The sequence below is a fragment of the Mesorhizobium sp. Root695 genome (assembly GCF_001428185.1).
Lineage (GTDB): Bacteria > Pseudomonadota > Alphaproteobacteria > Rhizobiales > Rhizobiaceae > Mesorhizobium.
The window spans coordinates 225,265-240,463 of the sequence record NZ_LMHO01000023.1; the positions used below are offsets into that span (position 1 = coordinate 225,265).

Below are 15,199 nucleotides of genomic sequence, written 5' to 3' on the forward strand. Positions count from 1 at the left end.
CGACATGGCCCGGATCCTCACGACCCACACTCTGCACCCACGCGCCTCGGCCATGCTGGCCGGCGCCGCAGAGCTCGTCGTCGCCTCCGCCATCGACCCAGCCACGCTGGCCGCCGAGGCGAAGAAGGCCGACATCGTCATCGTGCGCGCTCCGCTGCCGCCACAGCTGTTCGACGGCGCGACGCAGCTGAGGGCGGCAATCCGCCATGGCGCCGGGCTCGACATGATCCCTATGGAAGCAGCGACCGCCGCCGGCGTGCTGGTGGCGAACGTGCCGGCGGTCAATGCCCGCTCGGTTGCCGAGCACGTCATGTTCGCGGCGCTCGCCCTGCTTCGCAACTTCCGCGTCGTCGACCGCGACCTGCGCACCAAAGGCTGGCTTGCCGGCCGCGAGCACGCCAACTCCAACAGCGAGCTCGCCGGCAAGACCATCGGCATCGTCGGCCTCGGTGCCGTCGGCCAGGCGGTTGGCCATATCGCCGCGCACGGCTTCGACCTGAAAGTGGTGGCAACGACGCGCAGCATGCAGCCGGCGCCGGAGAAGGTCGGCTTCCTGTCGATCGACGCGCTGGTCGAGCAGAGCGACATCATCGTTCTGTGCTGTCCGCTGACACCGGAGACGCGCGGCCTGATCAAGCGTGAGCGGATCGCCCGCATGAAACCGCATGCGCTGCTGATCAACGTGTCGCGCGGGCCGGTCATCGATGACGACGCGCTGATCGAAGCCTTGCGGAAGCGCCGCATCGGCGGTGCCGCGCTCGATGTGTTTTCGACGCAGCCGCTGCCGTCGAACCATCCCTATTTCGGCTTCGACAATGTCATCATCACGCCGCACATGGCCGGCATCACCGAGGAATCGATGATGCGCATGGGCGTCGGCGCGGCTGGCGAGGCCCTGCTCGTGCTGGCGGGCAAACTGCCGGTCAACCTGCGCAATCCCGAAGTGGTCGATCACTATCGGCGGCGGTTTCCAGCGAGCGTGTAACACATCGCTGTTTCGCCCCAATTCTCGGCGACGCTGAGCTCATGTTCACTCTGCGCTTCGCGTCTCTGGTTGTTGCTTCTTCGATCTGCGCCTCGCCGTCGCTCGCCGCGACCCGGAGCAGCGATTATGTCTATTGCGGCAATGGGATCGTCTGCATCAGGGCCCCCTGTCCGTCGGGTAATGCGCTCGATCTCGCCACCGGCAAGATCGTCAAGGGCGTGGCGCTGAACACCACCGAATTGCGGCCGCTGAACAGATCCGCACCCGACCTCTCCGACAAGCTCTATGCGGGAAAGCTCGTCGTCCGAGGATCTATCCAGCATCGCGGTGAAACGAGCGATCCGCCGATGCTGGTCGTTACCGATATCGAACGCGCCTCCAAGACAGGCGAGCGCAAGCGCTGCGCGGCGCACTGATTGCCTATCTCGGGCATACTGCCGTCAGAACAGCCGCTCGATTTCAGCAGCAATCCGCAACAGGCGCCGGTCATGCCCGTTGCGCGCCACCAGCATCAATCCGGCAGGCAGCGTCATATCAGGCATTGGCAGCGAGATCGCACAGAGGTCGAACTGGTTGGCGACCTGCGTGTTGCGCAGCAGCAGGCCTTCGGTGCGGTCGCGCAGCTCGGCGTCTTCAGTCATCGAAACAATTGTCGGCGCCGTCACCGGTGTGGTCGGCAGAGCCAGCACATCGACCGACGCCAACCGCTCGTCCATGGCAGCGACGAGTGCTGTGCGACGGCGTAGCGCCCTGATGTAAATAGGCATCGGCAGCATTACTGCCCGCGACAAAGGCCCGCTGACGTGCGGGTCGACCGGCACCGATGCCCCAGTCGCCAGCCAGTCCGCATGCACTTCGGCCCCTTCCATCGCCGCGATCGAACCACGTTTGGTGGCCGAACGCATGTCGGCAAGCAGATCATCGATCGACAGGTCCGCGATCCGCGACCCTGTCTGCTCGATCTTGCCAAGGCTGCGATCGAACGCGGCGGTGACCTCACTTTCGGTGTTTTCGAAAAGGACACCGCGCGGGATGCCAATGCGAAGCCCTGCAAGGGCAATCGGCGCCAGCGCGGTCGGCACCTCGCCGGCCATCACAGCGTCGGCAGCGGCACACCGAGCGACGGTTCGGGCAAGCGGACCGATCGAGTCCAGCGAGGCGGACAGCGGGAACGCGCCGGCGAGCGGCACGCGCCGCGCCGTCGGCTTGAAGCCGACGACGCCGTTGAGCGATGCCGGTATGCGTATCGAACCGCCGGTGTCGGAACCTATCGATATTTCGCTCGTCGCCTCGCCGACTGAAACGCCGGCGCCTGAGGAAGAGCCGCCCGGGATACGGCTGGCATCCATCGCATTGCCGGGCGTGCCATAGTGCTGGTTGTCGCCGATCGCGGTGAAGGCAAATTCGGTCATGTTGGTCTTGCCAATGATCACCGCGCCGGCCTGCCGCAGCCGGTTGACGATGGCGGCATCGCGCAGGGCGGGCGCGGCTGTCCTAAGCATCAGCGAACCGGCCGTGGTTGGCTCGCCGCTGACATCGAACAGGTCCTTGATCGAGACAATCGTTCCATCGAGCGGCCCGAGCGTCACGCCGGCCCGTTGGCGCGCATCGCTGGCGTCAGCCGCGGCCCGTGCGGCTTCGGCATAGAGCTTCGTGAACACGCGCTCTTCATTGGCACGGGCAGCGAGGCGCGCAAGGACGATTTCCAGGTGATCACGGACTGATTGCATTTTCGGTGTCGGACTCCAGACGCCTTGAACGTCCTTGGGGCATGGCTTGCCGAGACTTAACCCGGCGCAGGCGGTTTTGCACCCTGTCGAATACGAGGAAAATCCGATGCTCTACAAAGGCAGCTGCCATTGCGGCAAGGTCGCCTTCGAATTCAAGGCCGAACTGACCGACGCCGTGCGGTGCAATTGCTCGATATGCTCGCGCAAGGGCGCCCTGTTGTGTGCCATCCCGCACGGGACCTTGCAGGTCCTGGCCTGGGGCGACGATCTCGGCACCTACACATTCGGCAACCATGCCATCGCACACCGTTTTTGCCGCGGCTGCGGCATTCATGCCTTTGCGGAGGACGTTCGCGAAGGCAGCGAACGCAGCGCCTACGTCAACGTCAATTGCATCGCCGATCTCGACCCTTCCACCTTGTCGATCTTCGACTTCGACGGGCGCGCTGTCTGAGCCGGCCGGTGGCGGCGTATGTCGCGGGTCGTCGAGACATCACAACGGCGACGGCCCGAAAACCCTGATGGTTCTCGGGCCGGCGCGCAATGTCACGGAGGTCTGATTTGCGTCCAGGCTACTCGGCGCGTTGCGGGCCGCGCAGGAACACCACGATGGCCGCCAGCAGCGTTGCCGCGCCGCAATAGGCGAAGGCGCTGGCGACGCCGGCATGGTCGACCAGCAGGCCGCCGAAGACGGCGCCGAGCGCGATCGCCACCTGGAACGTCGCCACCATCAGTCCACCAGCGCTTTCGGCCTGATCGGGCGCGGCCCGCACCAGCCAGCTCTGCAGCCCGACCGGCACTGCGCCGAAGGCAAAGCCCCAGACCGCAACGGCGGCAGCCGCGACCGTGGGCGAAGCGCCGAAAACCAGCATCGAGGCGGCTGCCAGAGCAATCAGCAGGGGCGCCAGCGCAACGGCTGCCTTGAGGCTGCGTTCGGCCAGGATGCCGCCGGCGACATTGCCGAAGAAGCCGCCTATGCCATAGGCCAGCAGCACCAGCGAGATCGTCGCGATGTCAAGCACGGGCACTTTCTCAAGGAAGGGACGGACATAGGTGAAGCCGGCAAAATGTCCCGAAGCGACCAGCAGCACGACCAGCAAGGCCACTCTGATCGACGGACGCTCCAGCACGTCGAGCAAGGTGCGGAAGCTCGCCACACCCATGGGCGGCAATTTCGGAATGGTGGCCAGTTGCACCAGCAACGCCAGGGCGGCAACGACAGTGGCGATCATGAAGGCAGTGCGCCAGCCCCAGATGTCGCCGACATAGGCGCCGACCGGCGCCGCGCAGACTGTCGCCAGCGAAACGCCGGTGAGGATGATCGACATGGCGCGTGGCATCAGCCGCATCGGCACCAAACGCAGCGCCATGGCCGCCGACATCGCCCAGAAGCCGCCAAGTGCTACGCCGAGCACGACACGGGCAAGCAGAAGCACGGGCAGCGATGAGGCAAAGGTGGCCAGGAGATTGGACAGGATCAGGAACACCGTCAGCATCCACATCACCAGCCTACGGTCCATGCGTCTGGTAATGATGGCCATGGTGGGTGCGGCAATGGCGCCAACGATCGCGGTTGCCGTCACCGCCTGTCCGGCCACGCCCTCGCTGACGCCGAGATCGCGCGCCATCGGCGTCAGCAGGCTGGCGGGCAGAAATTCAGCCGTCACCAGACCAAACACCCCAAGTGCCAGCGAGAACACGGCACCCCAGGCCGGTTCGGTCCGTTCATCGGAGTCTGCGGGGTTCAGAAGAGCAGCGTCGATGACGCCTGTCGCGGGTTCGGCCATGGTCAGTCTCCGATATGTTTGCAGCGCAGCATTTGGCTGCAATGCAACATAGGGAGTGACCACCTGGAGTTTCCATGCTAGAAACCCCATCATGCTTGACCATTCGTCCAAAATTCCAATCACCGGCGACCCGCTCACCGACATATTGCGCGGCCTGCGCCTCGACGGCGTCGAATATGGTCGCTTCGAACTGAAGGAGCCTTGGGGTATCCAGTTCCCGGCCCAGCCGGCGGCGCGGTTTCATTTCATCGGCCGGAAAGGCTGCTGGCTGAAGCAGCCGTCCGGCGAATGGGTGGAACTCAACGCAGGCGATGCGATCCTGCTGCCGCGCGGTGCGGCCCATGTGCTTGCCAGCGAACCCGGCGCGCAGGCCTGGCCGATCCACGGCTACGAAGTCGAGGAGGTCTGCAAGGACGTCTACTGCATGTCGAACGAAGGCATGTCGGAGTGTTGCCGGCCGGGCACCCTGTTGTTCTGCGGCAGCATGTACTTCAATCTCGATGGCCTGCACCCCCTGCTCGGCATGATGCCGGACGTGATGCGCACGCATGAGCTGGAGGCCTATGAGCCCGGCATTCCGCATCTGCTGGAGTCGATGGCGCGCGAAGTGACGATGGAGCGCGTCGGTTCCGGCGGCATCCTGGCGCGGCTGGCTGACGTGCTTGCCGCCACCGTCATACGCTCATGGGTCGAGCGCGGCTGCGGCGACTCGTCCGGCTGGATCGCCGCGGTCAGGGACCGCGAAATCGGCCGCGTGCTGGCCGCCATCCATCTCGAACCGAACCACGACTGGACGGTCGAGTCGCTGGCCCGGATGATGGGCGCCTCGCGATCGGGATTTGCCGAGCGCTTCGCCACCATCGTTGGCGAAACGCCGGCAAAATATGTCACCCAGGTCAGAATGCATCAGGCGCGACAGTGGCTGGTCCGCGACAGGATGAAAATCTCCGTCGTTGCCGCGCGTCTCGGCTATGAATCGGACGCCGCCTTCAGTCGCGCCTTCAAGCGCGTCATCGGCTCGGCGCCCAGTCACCTGCGCGCCGAGGAACAGGCTGATATCCGCCAGGCCAGCTGACGCAGCACGGAGGCCGCGACGGGCTGGTGATTCCAGGCTAGAAATCGGCGTGGTCTTCACCTCATCCAGGACTATCTTGCCGGCCCCAGGCGGTGCGCTGACGACGCCTGCCTCTCCGACACCGAAGCGTGATCCTGCTGATCAACGCCGCGCCTTATGAGACCTACCTGCTGAAATAGGCGGGCCTATGACGCGTGCCGCAAGCTGACGCCGCTGCCTTTGTCGAACAGCACCACCTTGTCCGGGTTCCAGGCGAAGCGCACCGCTTGCTCGATGGCGACATCGGTCCTGGCCGGAACGGTGGCACGCAGTGTCGCGTCGCCGACGCGTAGCGTCAGGATCTTTTCGACGCCATGGTTCTCGACATCATGGACGCGCGCTTCGACCGGCGCGCCACTCTCGAGATAGACATCCTCGGGACGAATGCCGAAGACGAGCGGGCGACCGTCGGTCGCCGCACTCGCCTTGGCTCCCCCTGAAAAAGGCAGCTCGAAATTCAACGGCGCCATCACCGCGCGGCCGTTCACCAGCTTGCCGTCGATAAGGTTCATCGGCGGCGAGCCGACGAAGCTTGCGACATAGGTGTCGCGCGGGTTGTTGTAGATCTCGTGCGGCGTCCCGGTTTGGACGATGCGGCCATGGTTGAGCACGCCGACCTTGTCGCCCATCGACATCGCTTCGATCTGGTCGTGGGTGACAAACAGGAAGGTGGCGCCAAGCTGCATCTGGAGATTCTTGAGTTCCGTGCGGAGCGCCTCGCGCAGCTTGGCGTCGAGCGCCGACAGGGGCTCGTCCATCAGGAATACGCGCGGCTTGCGCACGATGGCGCGGCCGATGGAGACGCGCTGCATCTCGCCGCCGGACAGGCGGTCGGTCTTGCGGTCGAGCAGATGCTCGATCCTCAGCGTGCGGGCGGCGCGGTCGACACGATCCTTGATCTCGGCGTCGGGCAGCCGGCGGATCTTCGGCTTCAGCGGGAACTCGAGATTTTCGCGCACAGTGTAGCGCGGATAGAGCGAATATTGCTGCAACACCAGCGCCACGTCGCGCTCGGCCGCACCCCAGTCGGCGACGTCGACGCCGTCGATGAAGACCTGGCCTTCACTGGGCTTTTCCAGCCCGGCGATCAGCCGCAGGGTCGTCGTCTTGCCAGCGCCCGTCTCACCCAGCAGCACGAAGAACTCGCCATCGGCGATGTCGAGATCGAGGCCGGTCAAGGCGGTGTGATTTCCGAAGGTCTTCGAAATATTCTTGAGCTGGATATGGGCCATGGTCAGTTGTCTCGATGCTGTTCGAGGGCGGTCTGCCCTCCGCTATGGCTCCGGGCGTTCGACTGTTCGAAAAGCCAAATCGTTGGCTTCTCGCGACCTTCGGCCGTCACAGTCTCACCTCCAGCGACTTGCCGCTCGCCGTGTCGAAGAAATGCGCCTGGGCCGGATCGATCCTGGCGAACACCTTCTCGCCGGGGCCGCTGACGAAGCCGCTCTTGGTGCGTGCGCGCAGCATCTTGGACCCGACCTTGAGGTCGACGATGTCGAAGGAGCCGAGCGGCTCGACGATCTGCGTCTCGACCGGCAGGAACCCCTCGGCCGCATCGCGGCGGATGAGGACGCCTTCCGGCCGGATGCCGAGCGCCAGTTGGCCGCCGGCATGGCCGTTGAGCTTCGACAGCAGCGCCCGCGGGAATTCAAAGCCGGAGGCAGCCCCGCCGACCGTCACCGAGACCGAAGACGCCGTCTCCGCGACCGCCGCGTCGGCGACGTTCATCACCGGACTGCCTACGAACTGCGCCACGAACAGGTTTGCCGGACGCGAATAGACCTCGTCCGGCGAGCCGACCTGCTGCAGCACACCTTCATGCATGATGACGATGCGGTCAGCGAGGCTCATCGCCTCGATCTGATCGTGCGTGACATAGATGGTGGTCGAGCCCTGCTTGATGTGAAGCCGCTTGATCTCGGCCCGCATTTCCTCGCGCAGCTTGGCGTCGAGCGCGCCGATCGGTTCGTCCATCAGCATCGCCTTCGGCCGCCGCACCAGCGCCCGGCCGATGGCCACGCGCTGCATGTCGCCGCCCGAAAGCGCCGACGGCTTCTTGTCGAGCAGGTCCAAGATTTGCAGAGTCTTGGCGACCGAACGCACTTCCGAGTCGATCTCGGCCTTGCTCTTGCGCGTGGCGCGCAAGGGGAAGGCGATGTTCTCGTAGACGCTCATATGCGGATAGAGCGAAAACGACTGGAAGACCATGGCGATGTCGCGGTCGGCGGCCTTCAGATGCTGGATCGGTTTGCCGTCGATGAGGATGTCGCCCTCGTCGATCGTCTCCAGTCCGGCGATGGCGCGCAGCGTCGTCGTTTTGCCGCAGCCCGACTGGCCGAGCAGGACGATGAACTCGTTGTCGCTGATCTTCAGATTGAGGTCCTTGATGACCTGGACGGCGCCGAAGAATTTCTGGACGCCGCGAAGCTCGATCTGGGTCAATGCTGTGCTCCCGGATTTCGCACCTGGCCGGTGCCGGCCTTCTCCTCAGGCGCGATCTTCGAGGTGATGTTGAAGCCGATCAGCCCGATCAGGATGATGGTCAGGCCATAGGTGTGCAACAGCAGGTTCCAGGGCTGGCAGAGCGCGATGATGCCGAGCACCATCAGCACCTGCGAACCGGGCTCCAGATATTTCTGATTGATGGCGCGAAAGCTCATTTGCGGATCGCTCCGAAGGACATGCCGCGCAACAGATGGTTGCGAAGCAGGAAGGTGAAGATTGCGACGGGCAGCAGGAACAGGAAGGTTCCGGCGGCAATCACCGTCCAGTCCGGCAGACCGGAGCCGACCTGGCTGGGGATGAACGGCGGCGCGGTCTGGGCGCGGCGGTTGGTCATGATCAGCGCGAAGGCATATTCGTTCCACGCCGTGATGAAACAGAACACGGCGGTGGCGGCGATGCCGGTGGCGGCCTCCGGCAGCACGATCTTGAAGAAGGCCTCCATGCGCGTATAGCCGTCGACGAGGGCAGCCTCCTCATACTCCTTCGGTATCTCGTCCATGAAGCCCTTCATCAGCCACACCGAGAAGGACAGGTTGAAAGCGGTGTAGAGGATGATCAGGCCGATATGGGAATCGTTGAGGCCGACCGCCCGGTACATCAGGAACATCGGGATCGCCACCACGACCGGCGGCAGCATGCGTGTCGACAGGATGAAGAAGAGCAGGTCCGCCTCCCCCTTCACCTTGAAACGCGAGAAGCCGTAAGCGGTGAACGTTCCCATGCCGACCGCCAGCACCGTCGAGGTGATGGCGATGATCAGCGAGTTCAGGAAGCGGCTTGGATATCCCGACCACTGCACCTGGTCCTTGCCGTCACGCACGATCTTCTCGCCGCCGTCGAAGACGACGCGCTCCCACCATGGGGCGGCCGCATATTCTTCCGGCGTCGGCGGGCTGCGCAATTGCGAGCGCTTGGTGAACAGCTTCACGAAGGGCGAAATTTCCGGCTGGAAGACGACCGTCGGCGGGATGGTGGTGGCGAGATTGCGCGGCTTGAACGCAGTCGAGGCGATCCAGTAGATCGGTGCCAGGAAAATGATCGTCACCACCAGAACGGCGACGATGGCGACACGGTTGAAGCCGATTTCGGAAGAAGTGCGAACGGCCGCCATCTCAGCGCTCCTTCACCTTGTTGAGGTATTTGACGTAGATGTTGGTGATGGCCAGCACCATGATCAGCACGATGTAGGCGAGCGCGCAGGAGCGCCCCGTCTGCCACTCCTGGAACGCCATCTTGTAGAGCCGGATCGAGATCAACTCGGTGGTCGGCTGGCTGGTCAGGATGTAGGCGAGATCGAAGGTCTTGAACGCTTCCATGGTGCGGAAGATGACGGCGATCATCAGGATCGGCGCGACCAGCGGCAGCGTGATGCGGAAGAAGGTGTAGAACGGCCCGGCGCGATCGATCGCTGCGGCTTCGTAGAGGTGCTTCGGCACCGCCGACAGGCCGGCCAGCGACAACAGCATGACGAAGGGCGACCACATCCAGATGTCGGTCAGCGCAACGGCGTAGAGCGCCATCTTCGGATCCGACAGCCATTCGAAGGTGCCGAGACCGAGCGCGTAGTTGATGATGCCGAAGGACGGGTCGTAGAGCAGTTTCCAGAACAGGCCGACGACGGCCATCGACAGCATCATCGGCAGCAGGAGAAGCGTCGTCAGCAGACCCTTCAGCGGGATGTCGCGGTTGAGCAGCATCGCCACGCCGAAACCGACCAGCAACTGTCCGGCGACCGAGATGATGACGTACTTCGCGGTGATGGCGAAGTTGGACCAGACATAGGGATCGTTGAGCAGGTCGCGATAGTTTTGCAGCCCGACGAAATTCGCCGGCGCGTTGGTCGACGCACGAAAATCGGTGAAGGAATAGCCGAGCGAATAGATCAGCGGAAAGATGTTGAAGACGATCAGGAACAGGACCGTCGGAATGATGAAGAGGTTGCGGATCGAAATGTCGCTGAGGCCCCGCGCGGCCGCTCTTGAAGACCTGTCCAGTGTGGTGATCATCGTGGTCGCCAAGACCCTGCTCCCGTTTGCAGAAAAAGAAACGGAGGAGGCACCAACGCCCCCTCCGTGAGGCATGATTGTTACTGGCCGCGGCCGTACTTCTTGAAGGTCGCGGTCCAGTCGGCCGCCAGTGCGTCCAGCGTTTCCTTGGCGGTGCCTTCGCCGCCAATCATGTAGGGATAGACGCGCTGGTTGAGCTGCTGCAGCAGTTCGGCATATTCCGGCACAGCCCAGAAATCCTTCACCTTGAACATGGTCTCATAGAACGCCTTGTTGTAGGGCGTGGCATTCTGGAACTCAGCCGACTTCAGCACGGCCGCACTGCAGGTGTAGCCGCCAAGTGCCGCCCACTTCTTCTGGGTCTCGTCCTTGATGAACCATTCCAGGAACTTCATCGCCTCGTCCTGCTTCTGCGAGTAGGAGACGATGGAGATGCCTTGCCCGCCGAGCGCTGCGAACTGGTCGCCGCCAGGGCCGGGAGGATTGGCGAAGAAGCCGGTGTTCTTGGCGTTCGGGTTCGACGCCTCGTTGATCAGCGAGGGGAAGAACGCGAAGTAGTTCATGCTCATCGCGGCCAGGTTTTCGGTGATCGCCTGGTTGTCTTCGACGAAGAACGACTTGGCCCAGCCTGGAGGCGTGAACTTGTAGAGTTCCTTGTAGGCATCGAGTGCTGCGACCGCCTTGTCGGAGTTGATGAAGCCATCGACCTTGTAGGTCGAATAGTCACCCAGCTCGCCGCCATAGGAGAACAGCGCGTTCTCGAAGCCCATCGCCATCGCGTCATAGGAATTGTCGGTATAGATGGCGATCCCGTAGCGCTTCTGATCCGGCCGGTAGAAGAATTCGGCGATGTCGCGCAGCGCCTTGAAATCCTTCGGCACGTCCAGGTCGTAACCGTACTTGGCCTTGAACGCTTCCTTCTCCTTGGGGTCCTCGAACCAGTCCTTGCGATAGGACCAGCCGACGGCGTCGCCTTCGAGCGGAATAGCCCAGTATTTGCCGCTGTTGCCGGGATATTCTGCGTAGTATTTCACCGTCGCCGGCGCCATCACCTCCTTCAGCTTGTACTTGTTGAAGAAGTCGGTCAGGTCGACATAGTGGCCACCGGTCGAGCCGGCGCCGAGCCATTGCGAGTCGCCGACGACCAAATCATAGGCGTCGCCATGGGCGTTGAACTCGGTAAAGGCCTTGGTCTGGAAGTCGGACCAGGGTGTGGTCTCCACCGTGATCTTGACGCCGGTTTCCTTCTCGTACTCGTTGCCGAGTTCCTGCAGATAGTTGGCCGGATCCCATTCGGCCCAGAAGATGGTGAGCGACTTTTCCTGCGCGTAAACGGACGTTCCGCAGGCAAGCGTTAAGCCGATACCAGCAAGTACGCTGGTCACTAACTTGCGCATAATGATTTCCTCCCTTGTGCGCATTCTACCTGGTCATGCGAGCCGGCAACGGGACCGGCCCGGGTAGTTCCTCCCGTGATCGCACCATTCCGGTTCTGAGCCTCCTCGCCCTGCCGGAAAATGGATCGCAGCCCTCACTTTCGATCCGCTTTTCTTACTTGATCTGGTATTACCAATTCTGCATGCGCGTCAAGCCCTTTCTTGGCAGCTCGACTTGCCCATTGCTATCGGATTCCGGCTTTATCTGCCTGTTTTACCAAGATTTTCCTACTCAGTGATACGCGCAGGTGTTGTCCCGTACCCCGCATTGCGGTTAATATCGGTAGTCGGCATGCCAATCTGGTCGAACCAGATAGGCGCTATTTCACGACTGCCGCCCGATTGATGTTGTCTCCGTCACCGATTGATTCCGCGACCGCCGCACGCACCAGCGCCCCGGCCGCCCATTGTGCGACCGACATCGTTCGGCGACTGTCCAACCCCCATATATCCTTGAGCACGATCAGCACCTCGACGCCGAACATCAGCGACAGCGCCTGCGCCAGCCGCTTGAAGTCGCGCGGCGGCAAACGGCCCTTGAGCGGCGCGATCGCCTCTTTCAGCAAGTCGATGCGGTGGCCGCGCGTGAAAGTCGGCTCGCCACCCAGCGTGCCGGCCTGCCGCCGTGCCCATTGATCGAGCGACAGCTTCAGTGCTGCCTTGAACGTGGCTTCGAAGGCCTCGATGCGCGGCATGGCCGTGTCGAACAGCTCGGCGACCCGGCGCTCGGCATCGACGGAGGTCGATTGCCAGGTGAGGATTGGCCCCAGCCCCTCGTCGACCACAGCTTGCACCAGTGCCGCCTGGCTCGGGAAATAACGATAGGCAGTGGCTCGGGAAACCTCAGCCGCCTCGGCGACCTCGCTGACCGACGGCGTGACGCCCGCCTGCATCAGCCGCGTCGCCGTCTCCAGCATCAGCCGTTTCGTGCGAGCGCGCGGGCCGCGCTCTATCGCCTGGCCGTTTCCTCGCTCAGCGTCGTCGCTCACCGTGGATTGTTGACGTGAGACTTCCATATCAATACGATACGCACGTCTCAAAAAATTGCAATGGCCTTCGCTTGCGGAAAGGCCGGGCAAACAGCCGGCGGGGAAACGCGATGAAGCGCATCTATGTGGTGGGCACCGCCGACACCAAGGGCGAAGAGCTTGCCTTCCTGGCCGATGCGATCACTGCTGCGGGCGCAGCAGTGTCCCGCGTCGATGTCGGAACGCGCGACGCAACCATTCCCGTCGACATCACCGCAAAGGAAATTGCCGGCCACCACCCCGACGGTCGCGGCGCCGTGCTTGATATCGACGACCGCGGAACCGCGGTTGCCGCAATGGGCATCGCCTTCGCCCGCTTCGTCCAATCGCGAAACGACATCGCCGCCGTCATTGGCATTGGCGGCGGCGGCGGCACCTCGATCATCACGTCGGGCATGCGCGCGCTGCCGCTAGGCCTGCCCAAGATCATGGTCTCGACGCTCGCCTCCGGCGACACAGCGCCTTATGTCGATGTTTCCGACATCATCATGATGCCTGCTGTGACCGATATGGCCGGACTGAACCGGCTGTCCCGTGTTGTCTTGCACAATGCCGCCCAGGCAATCGCTGGCATGGCAGCCAGGCCGGCGCCGCCACCCGACGGCAAACCGTCGATCGGCCTCACCATGTTCGGCGTCACCACGCCTTGCGTGACGGCCATCGCCGACCAGCTCCGTTCGACCTATGACTGCATAGTCTTCCATGCCACGGGCACTGGCGGTCGCAGCATGGAGAAGCTGGCCGACAGCGGCCTGCTGTCCGGGATCATCGACATCACCACGACCGAAGTCTGCGATCTCCTGTTCGGCGGCGTCCTGCCGGCGACCGAGGATCGTTTTGGCGCAATCGCCCGCACCAGACTGCCCTATGTCGGTTCGGTCGGCGCGCTCGACATGGTGAACTTCTGGGCGCCGTCGACGATTCCCGAACACCATCGCGGCCGGCTGTTCTACGAGCACAACCCCAACGTCACGTTGATGCGCACCACGGCGCAGGAATGCCACAAGATCGGCGAATGGATTGGCACCAGGCTCGCCCTTTGCGAGGGGCCAGTGCATTTTCTCATCCCGGAAAAAGGCGTTTCGGCACTCGACATCGAGGACGGCGCCTTCTTCGACCCGGAAGCCGACGCCGCTCTCTTCGAAGCCATCGAGCGCGCCATCAGGCCGAATGACACGCGGCGCGTGACGCGCCTTCCGCTCCACATCAATGACCCGGAATTCGCCAAGGCTGCAACATCAGCCTTCCTCGACATCGCCAGACAGTGAGAGATCCAAAAAATGCCCGCCATACCGCGCAAGGACATACTGAAGAGGTTCCGGGGGATGATCGACAAGGGCGTGCCGATCGTCGGCGGCGGCGCCGGCACCGGCCTGTCTGCCAAGGCAGAGGAAGCCGGCGGCATCGACCTCATCATCATTTACAATTCCGGCCGCTACCGCATGGCCGGGCGCGGCTCGGCCGCCGGCCTGCTCGCCTATGGCAATGCCAACGAGATCGTCAAGGAGATGGCCTACGAGGTGTTGCCGGTGGTCAAGAAGACGCCGGTGCTGGCCGGCGTCAACGGCACCGATCCCTTCGTCATCATGCCGCTGTTGCTGGCCGAGTTGAAGACGATGGGCTTTTCTGGGGTGCAGAACTTTCCCACCATCGGCCTGTTCGACGGCAGCATGCGGCAGAGTTTCGAAGAGACCGGCATGGGCTTCGGGCTCGAGGTCGACATGATCGCCGAAGCGCACAAACTCGACCTCTTGACCACGCCCTATGTCTTCAACCCGGGTGAGGCCCGTGCCATGACCAAGGCAGGCGCCGACATCGTCGTCGCCCATATGGGCGTGACGACAGGCGGCTCGATCGGCGCCACCTCGGCCAAGTCGCTCGACGACTGCGTCGTCGAGATCGACGCCATCGCCAACGCGGCCCGCTCGGTGCGCAAGGATGTCATCCTGCTTTGCCATGGCGGGCCGATCTCGATGCCGGACGACGCCCGCTACATCCTCGACCGCTGCAAGGGCCTGCACGGCTTCTATGGCGCAAGCTCGATGGAACGGCTGCCGGCCGAAGCGGCGATCGCCCGCCAGACGGCGGATTTCAAGGCCGTGACACTCGGTGGTGAGAAGACGATGCCAAAGAAAAAGAAGGGATGATGAGAGATGACCGACAAGAGCAAGGTGTTCGTGTACCCGAAGGACGTCAGCGCCTTCGGCTTCGACTGGGGAAAGTTGTCGTTGACGGTAGCGCCCGAAGTGAATGGCGCGACCCGGTTTTCAGGCGGCGTCGTCGACCTGCCGTCGGGCAAGGGCCACACGCGCCACAATCATCCCGGTGCCGAGGAAATCATCTTCGTCATCTCAGGCCATGGCGAGCAGATGGTTGAGGACGAGAAGGGCAATCCGGTGGTCGAGAAGGTCGGCCCTGGCTGCACCATCTATGTGCCGGAGAGCCGCTTTCATTCGACGCTCAACACCGGTGACGGGCCGATGCAGCTTTTCGTCGTCTATTCGCCGGCCGGCCCGGAGTTGGTCCTGCGCGAGCTGCCGGATTTCAGGCTGATCCCGGCGGGCGGGAAATAGCTATTTTTGGGCAGCGCCGCCCCTCATTGTCCTGC

At 63.3% G+C, this 15,199-nt stretch carries 16 protein-coding genes; 7 read left to right on the plus strand and 9 right to left on the minus strand.

The genetic code is table 11. The features are described 5' to 3' along the window. Window positions 1-4: 4 nt before the first annotated feature. Window positions 5-985, plus strand: coding sequence for a hydroxyacid dehydrogenase (locus ASD99_RS20090; protein ID WP_057144905.1), 981 nt, complete (start codon window positions 5-7; stop codon window positions 983-985). Window positions 986-1,026: 41 nt separating this feature from the next. Further along, on the plus strand, window positions 1,027-1,401 hold the full coding sequence (locus ASD99_RS20095) for a hypothetical protein (protein ID WP_056594790.1): 375 nt from the start codon (window positions 1,027-1,029) through the stop codon (window positions 1,399-1,401). A 24-nt stretch (window positions 1,402-1,425) separates the two neighbouring features. Here the strand turns inward: ASD99_RS20095 and ASD99_RS20100 are convergent, their stop codons facing one another. Then, complete coding sequence (locus ASD99_RS20100) at window positions 1,426-2,715, minus strand: amidase (protein ID WP_057144675.1); 1,290 nt, start codon at window positions 2,713-2,715, stop codon at window positions 1,426-1,428. Between the two features lie 106 nt (window positions 2,716-2,821). Here ASD99_RS20100 and ASD99_RS20105 point away from each other — a divergent pair, with 106 nt between their 5' ends. Further along, window positions 2,822-3,169: a GFA family protein gene (locus ASD99_RS20105; protein WP_056594784.1), complete on the plus strand. Its 348-nt coding sequence runs from the start codon at window positions 2,822-2,824 to the stop codon at window positions 3,167-3,169. Between the two features lie 118 nt (window positions 3,170-3,287). Here ASD99_RS20105 and ASD99_RS20110 read toward each other — a convergent pair whose 3' ends face one another. After that, on the minus strand, window positions 3,288-4,502 hold the full coding sequence (locus ASD99_RS20110) for an MFS transporter (protein ID WP_057144676.1): 1,215 nt from the start codon (window positions 4,500-4,502) through the stop codon (window positions 3,288-3,290). Window positions 4,503-4,593: 91 nt separating this feature from the next. Here ASD99_RS20110 and ASD99_RS20115 point away from each other — a divergent pair, with 91 nt between their 5' ends. Beyond that, complete coding sequence (locus ASD99_RS20115; protein ID WP_056594777.1) at window positions 4,594-5,577, plus strand: AraC family transcriptional regulator; 984 nt, start codon at window positions 4,594-4,596, stop codon at window positions 5,575-5,577. Window positions 5,578-5,762: 185 nt separating this feature from the next. On the opposite strand, the gene ASD99_RS20120 is transcribed toward ASD99_RS20115, so the two are convergent. The 7 genes from ASD99_RS20120 to ASD99_RS20150 all read right to left on the minus strand — a co-directional run bounded on the left by ASD99_RS20120 (window position 5,763) and on the right by ASD99_RS20150 (window position 12,579). Next, window positions 5,763-6,848: an ABC transporter ATP-binding protein gene (locus tag ASD99_RS20120; protein WP_057144677.1), complete on the minus strand. Its 1,086-nt coding sequence runs from the start codon at window positions 6,846-6,848 to the stop codon at window positions 5,763-5,765. 106 nt (window positions 6,849-6,954) lie between these two features. Continuing rightward, a complete protein-coding gene (locus ASD99_RS20125) occupies window positions 6,955-8,058 on the minus strand; it encodes an ABC transporter ATP-binding protein (RefSeq protein WP_056594771.1) in 1,104 nt (367 codons plus the stop codon). Further along, window positions 8,055-8,276: a hypothetical protein gene (locus ASD99_RS20130; RefSeq protein ID WP_056594768.1), complete on the minus strand. Its 222-nt coding sequence runs from the start codon at window positions 8,274-8,276 to the stop codon at window positions 8,055-8,057. Before ASD99_RS20130 ends, ASD99_RS20125 begins: the two co-directional genes overlap by 4 nt. Beyond that, window positions 8,273-9,232, minus strand: coding sequence for a carbohydrate ABC transporter permease (locus tag ASD99_RS20135; RefSeq protein ID WP_057144678.1), 960 nt, complete (start codon window positions 9,230-9,232; stop codon window positions 8,273-8,275). The genes ASD99_RS20130 and ASD99_RS20135 overlap by 4 nt, the downstream gene beginning before the upstream one ends. A 1-nt stretch (window position 9,233) precedes the next feature. After that, window positions 9,234-10,139, minus strand: a complete 906-nt coding sequence (locus ASD99_RS20140) for a carbohydrate ABC transporter permease (protein ID WP_056594760.1) — start codon at window positions 10,137-10,139, stop codon at window positions 9,234-9,236. A 68-nt stretch (window positions 10,140-10,207) separates the two neighbouring features. Next, the gene (locus ASD99_RS20145; RefSeq protein WP_056594757.1) at window positions 10,208-11,524 is read right to left on the minus strand and encodes an ABC transporter substrate-binding protein; all 1,317 of its coding nucleotides are present in this window, start codon (window positions 11,522-11,524) and stop codon (window positions 10,208-10,210) included. Window positions 11,525-11,883: 359 nt separating this feature from the next. Continuing rightward, on the minus strand, window positions 11,884-12,579 hold the full coding sequence (locus ASD99_RS20150) for a TetR/AcrR family transcriptional regulator (RefSeq protein ID WP_057144679.1): 696 nt from the start codon (window positions 12,577-12,579) through the stop codon (window positions 11,884-11,886). Window positions 12,580-12,662: 83 nt separating this feature from the next. On the opposite strand from ASD99_RS20150, the gene ASD99_RS20155 reads away from it, so the two are divergent. The 3 genes from ASD99_RS20155 to ASD99_RS20165 are packed head-to-tail and all read left to right on the plus strand — an operon-like array spanning window position 12,663 to window position 15,164. Continuing rightward, entirely contained in the window at window positions 12,663-13,859 is a 1,197-nt protein-coding gene (locus ASD99_RS20155; RefSeq protein ID WP_057144680.1) for a Tm-1-like ATP-binding domain-containing protein, read from the plus strand. Window positions 13,860-13,871: 12 nt separating this feature from the next. Next, a complete protein-coding gene (locus ASD99_RS20160; RefSeq protein WP_056594747.1) occupies window positions 13,872-14,738 on the plus strand; it encodes a phosphoenolpyruvate hydrolase family protein in 867 nt (288 codons plus the stop codon). Between the two features lie 6 nt (window positions 14,739-14,744). Beyond that, window positions 14,745-15,164, plus strand: coding sequence for a cupin domain-containing protein (locus ASD99_RS20165; RefSeq protein ID WP_056594744.1), 420 nt, complete (start codon window positions 14,745-14,747; stop codon window positions 15,162-15,164). Window positions 15,165-15,199 lie beyond the last annotated feature (35 nt).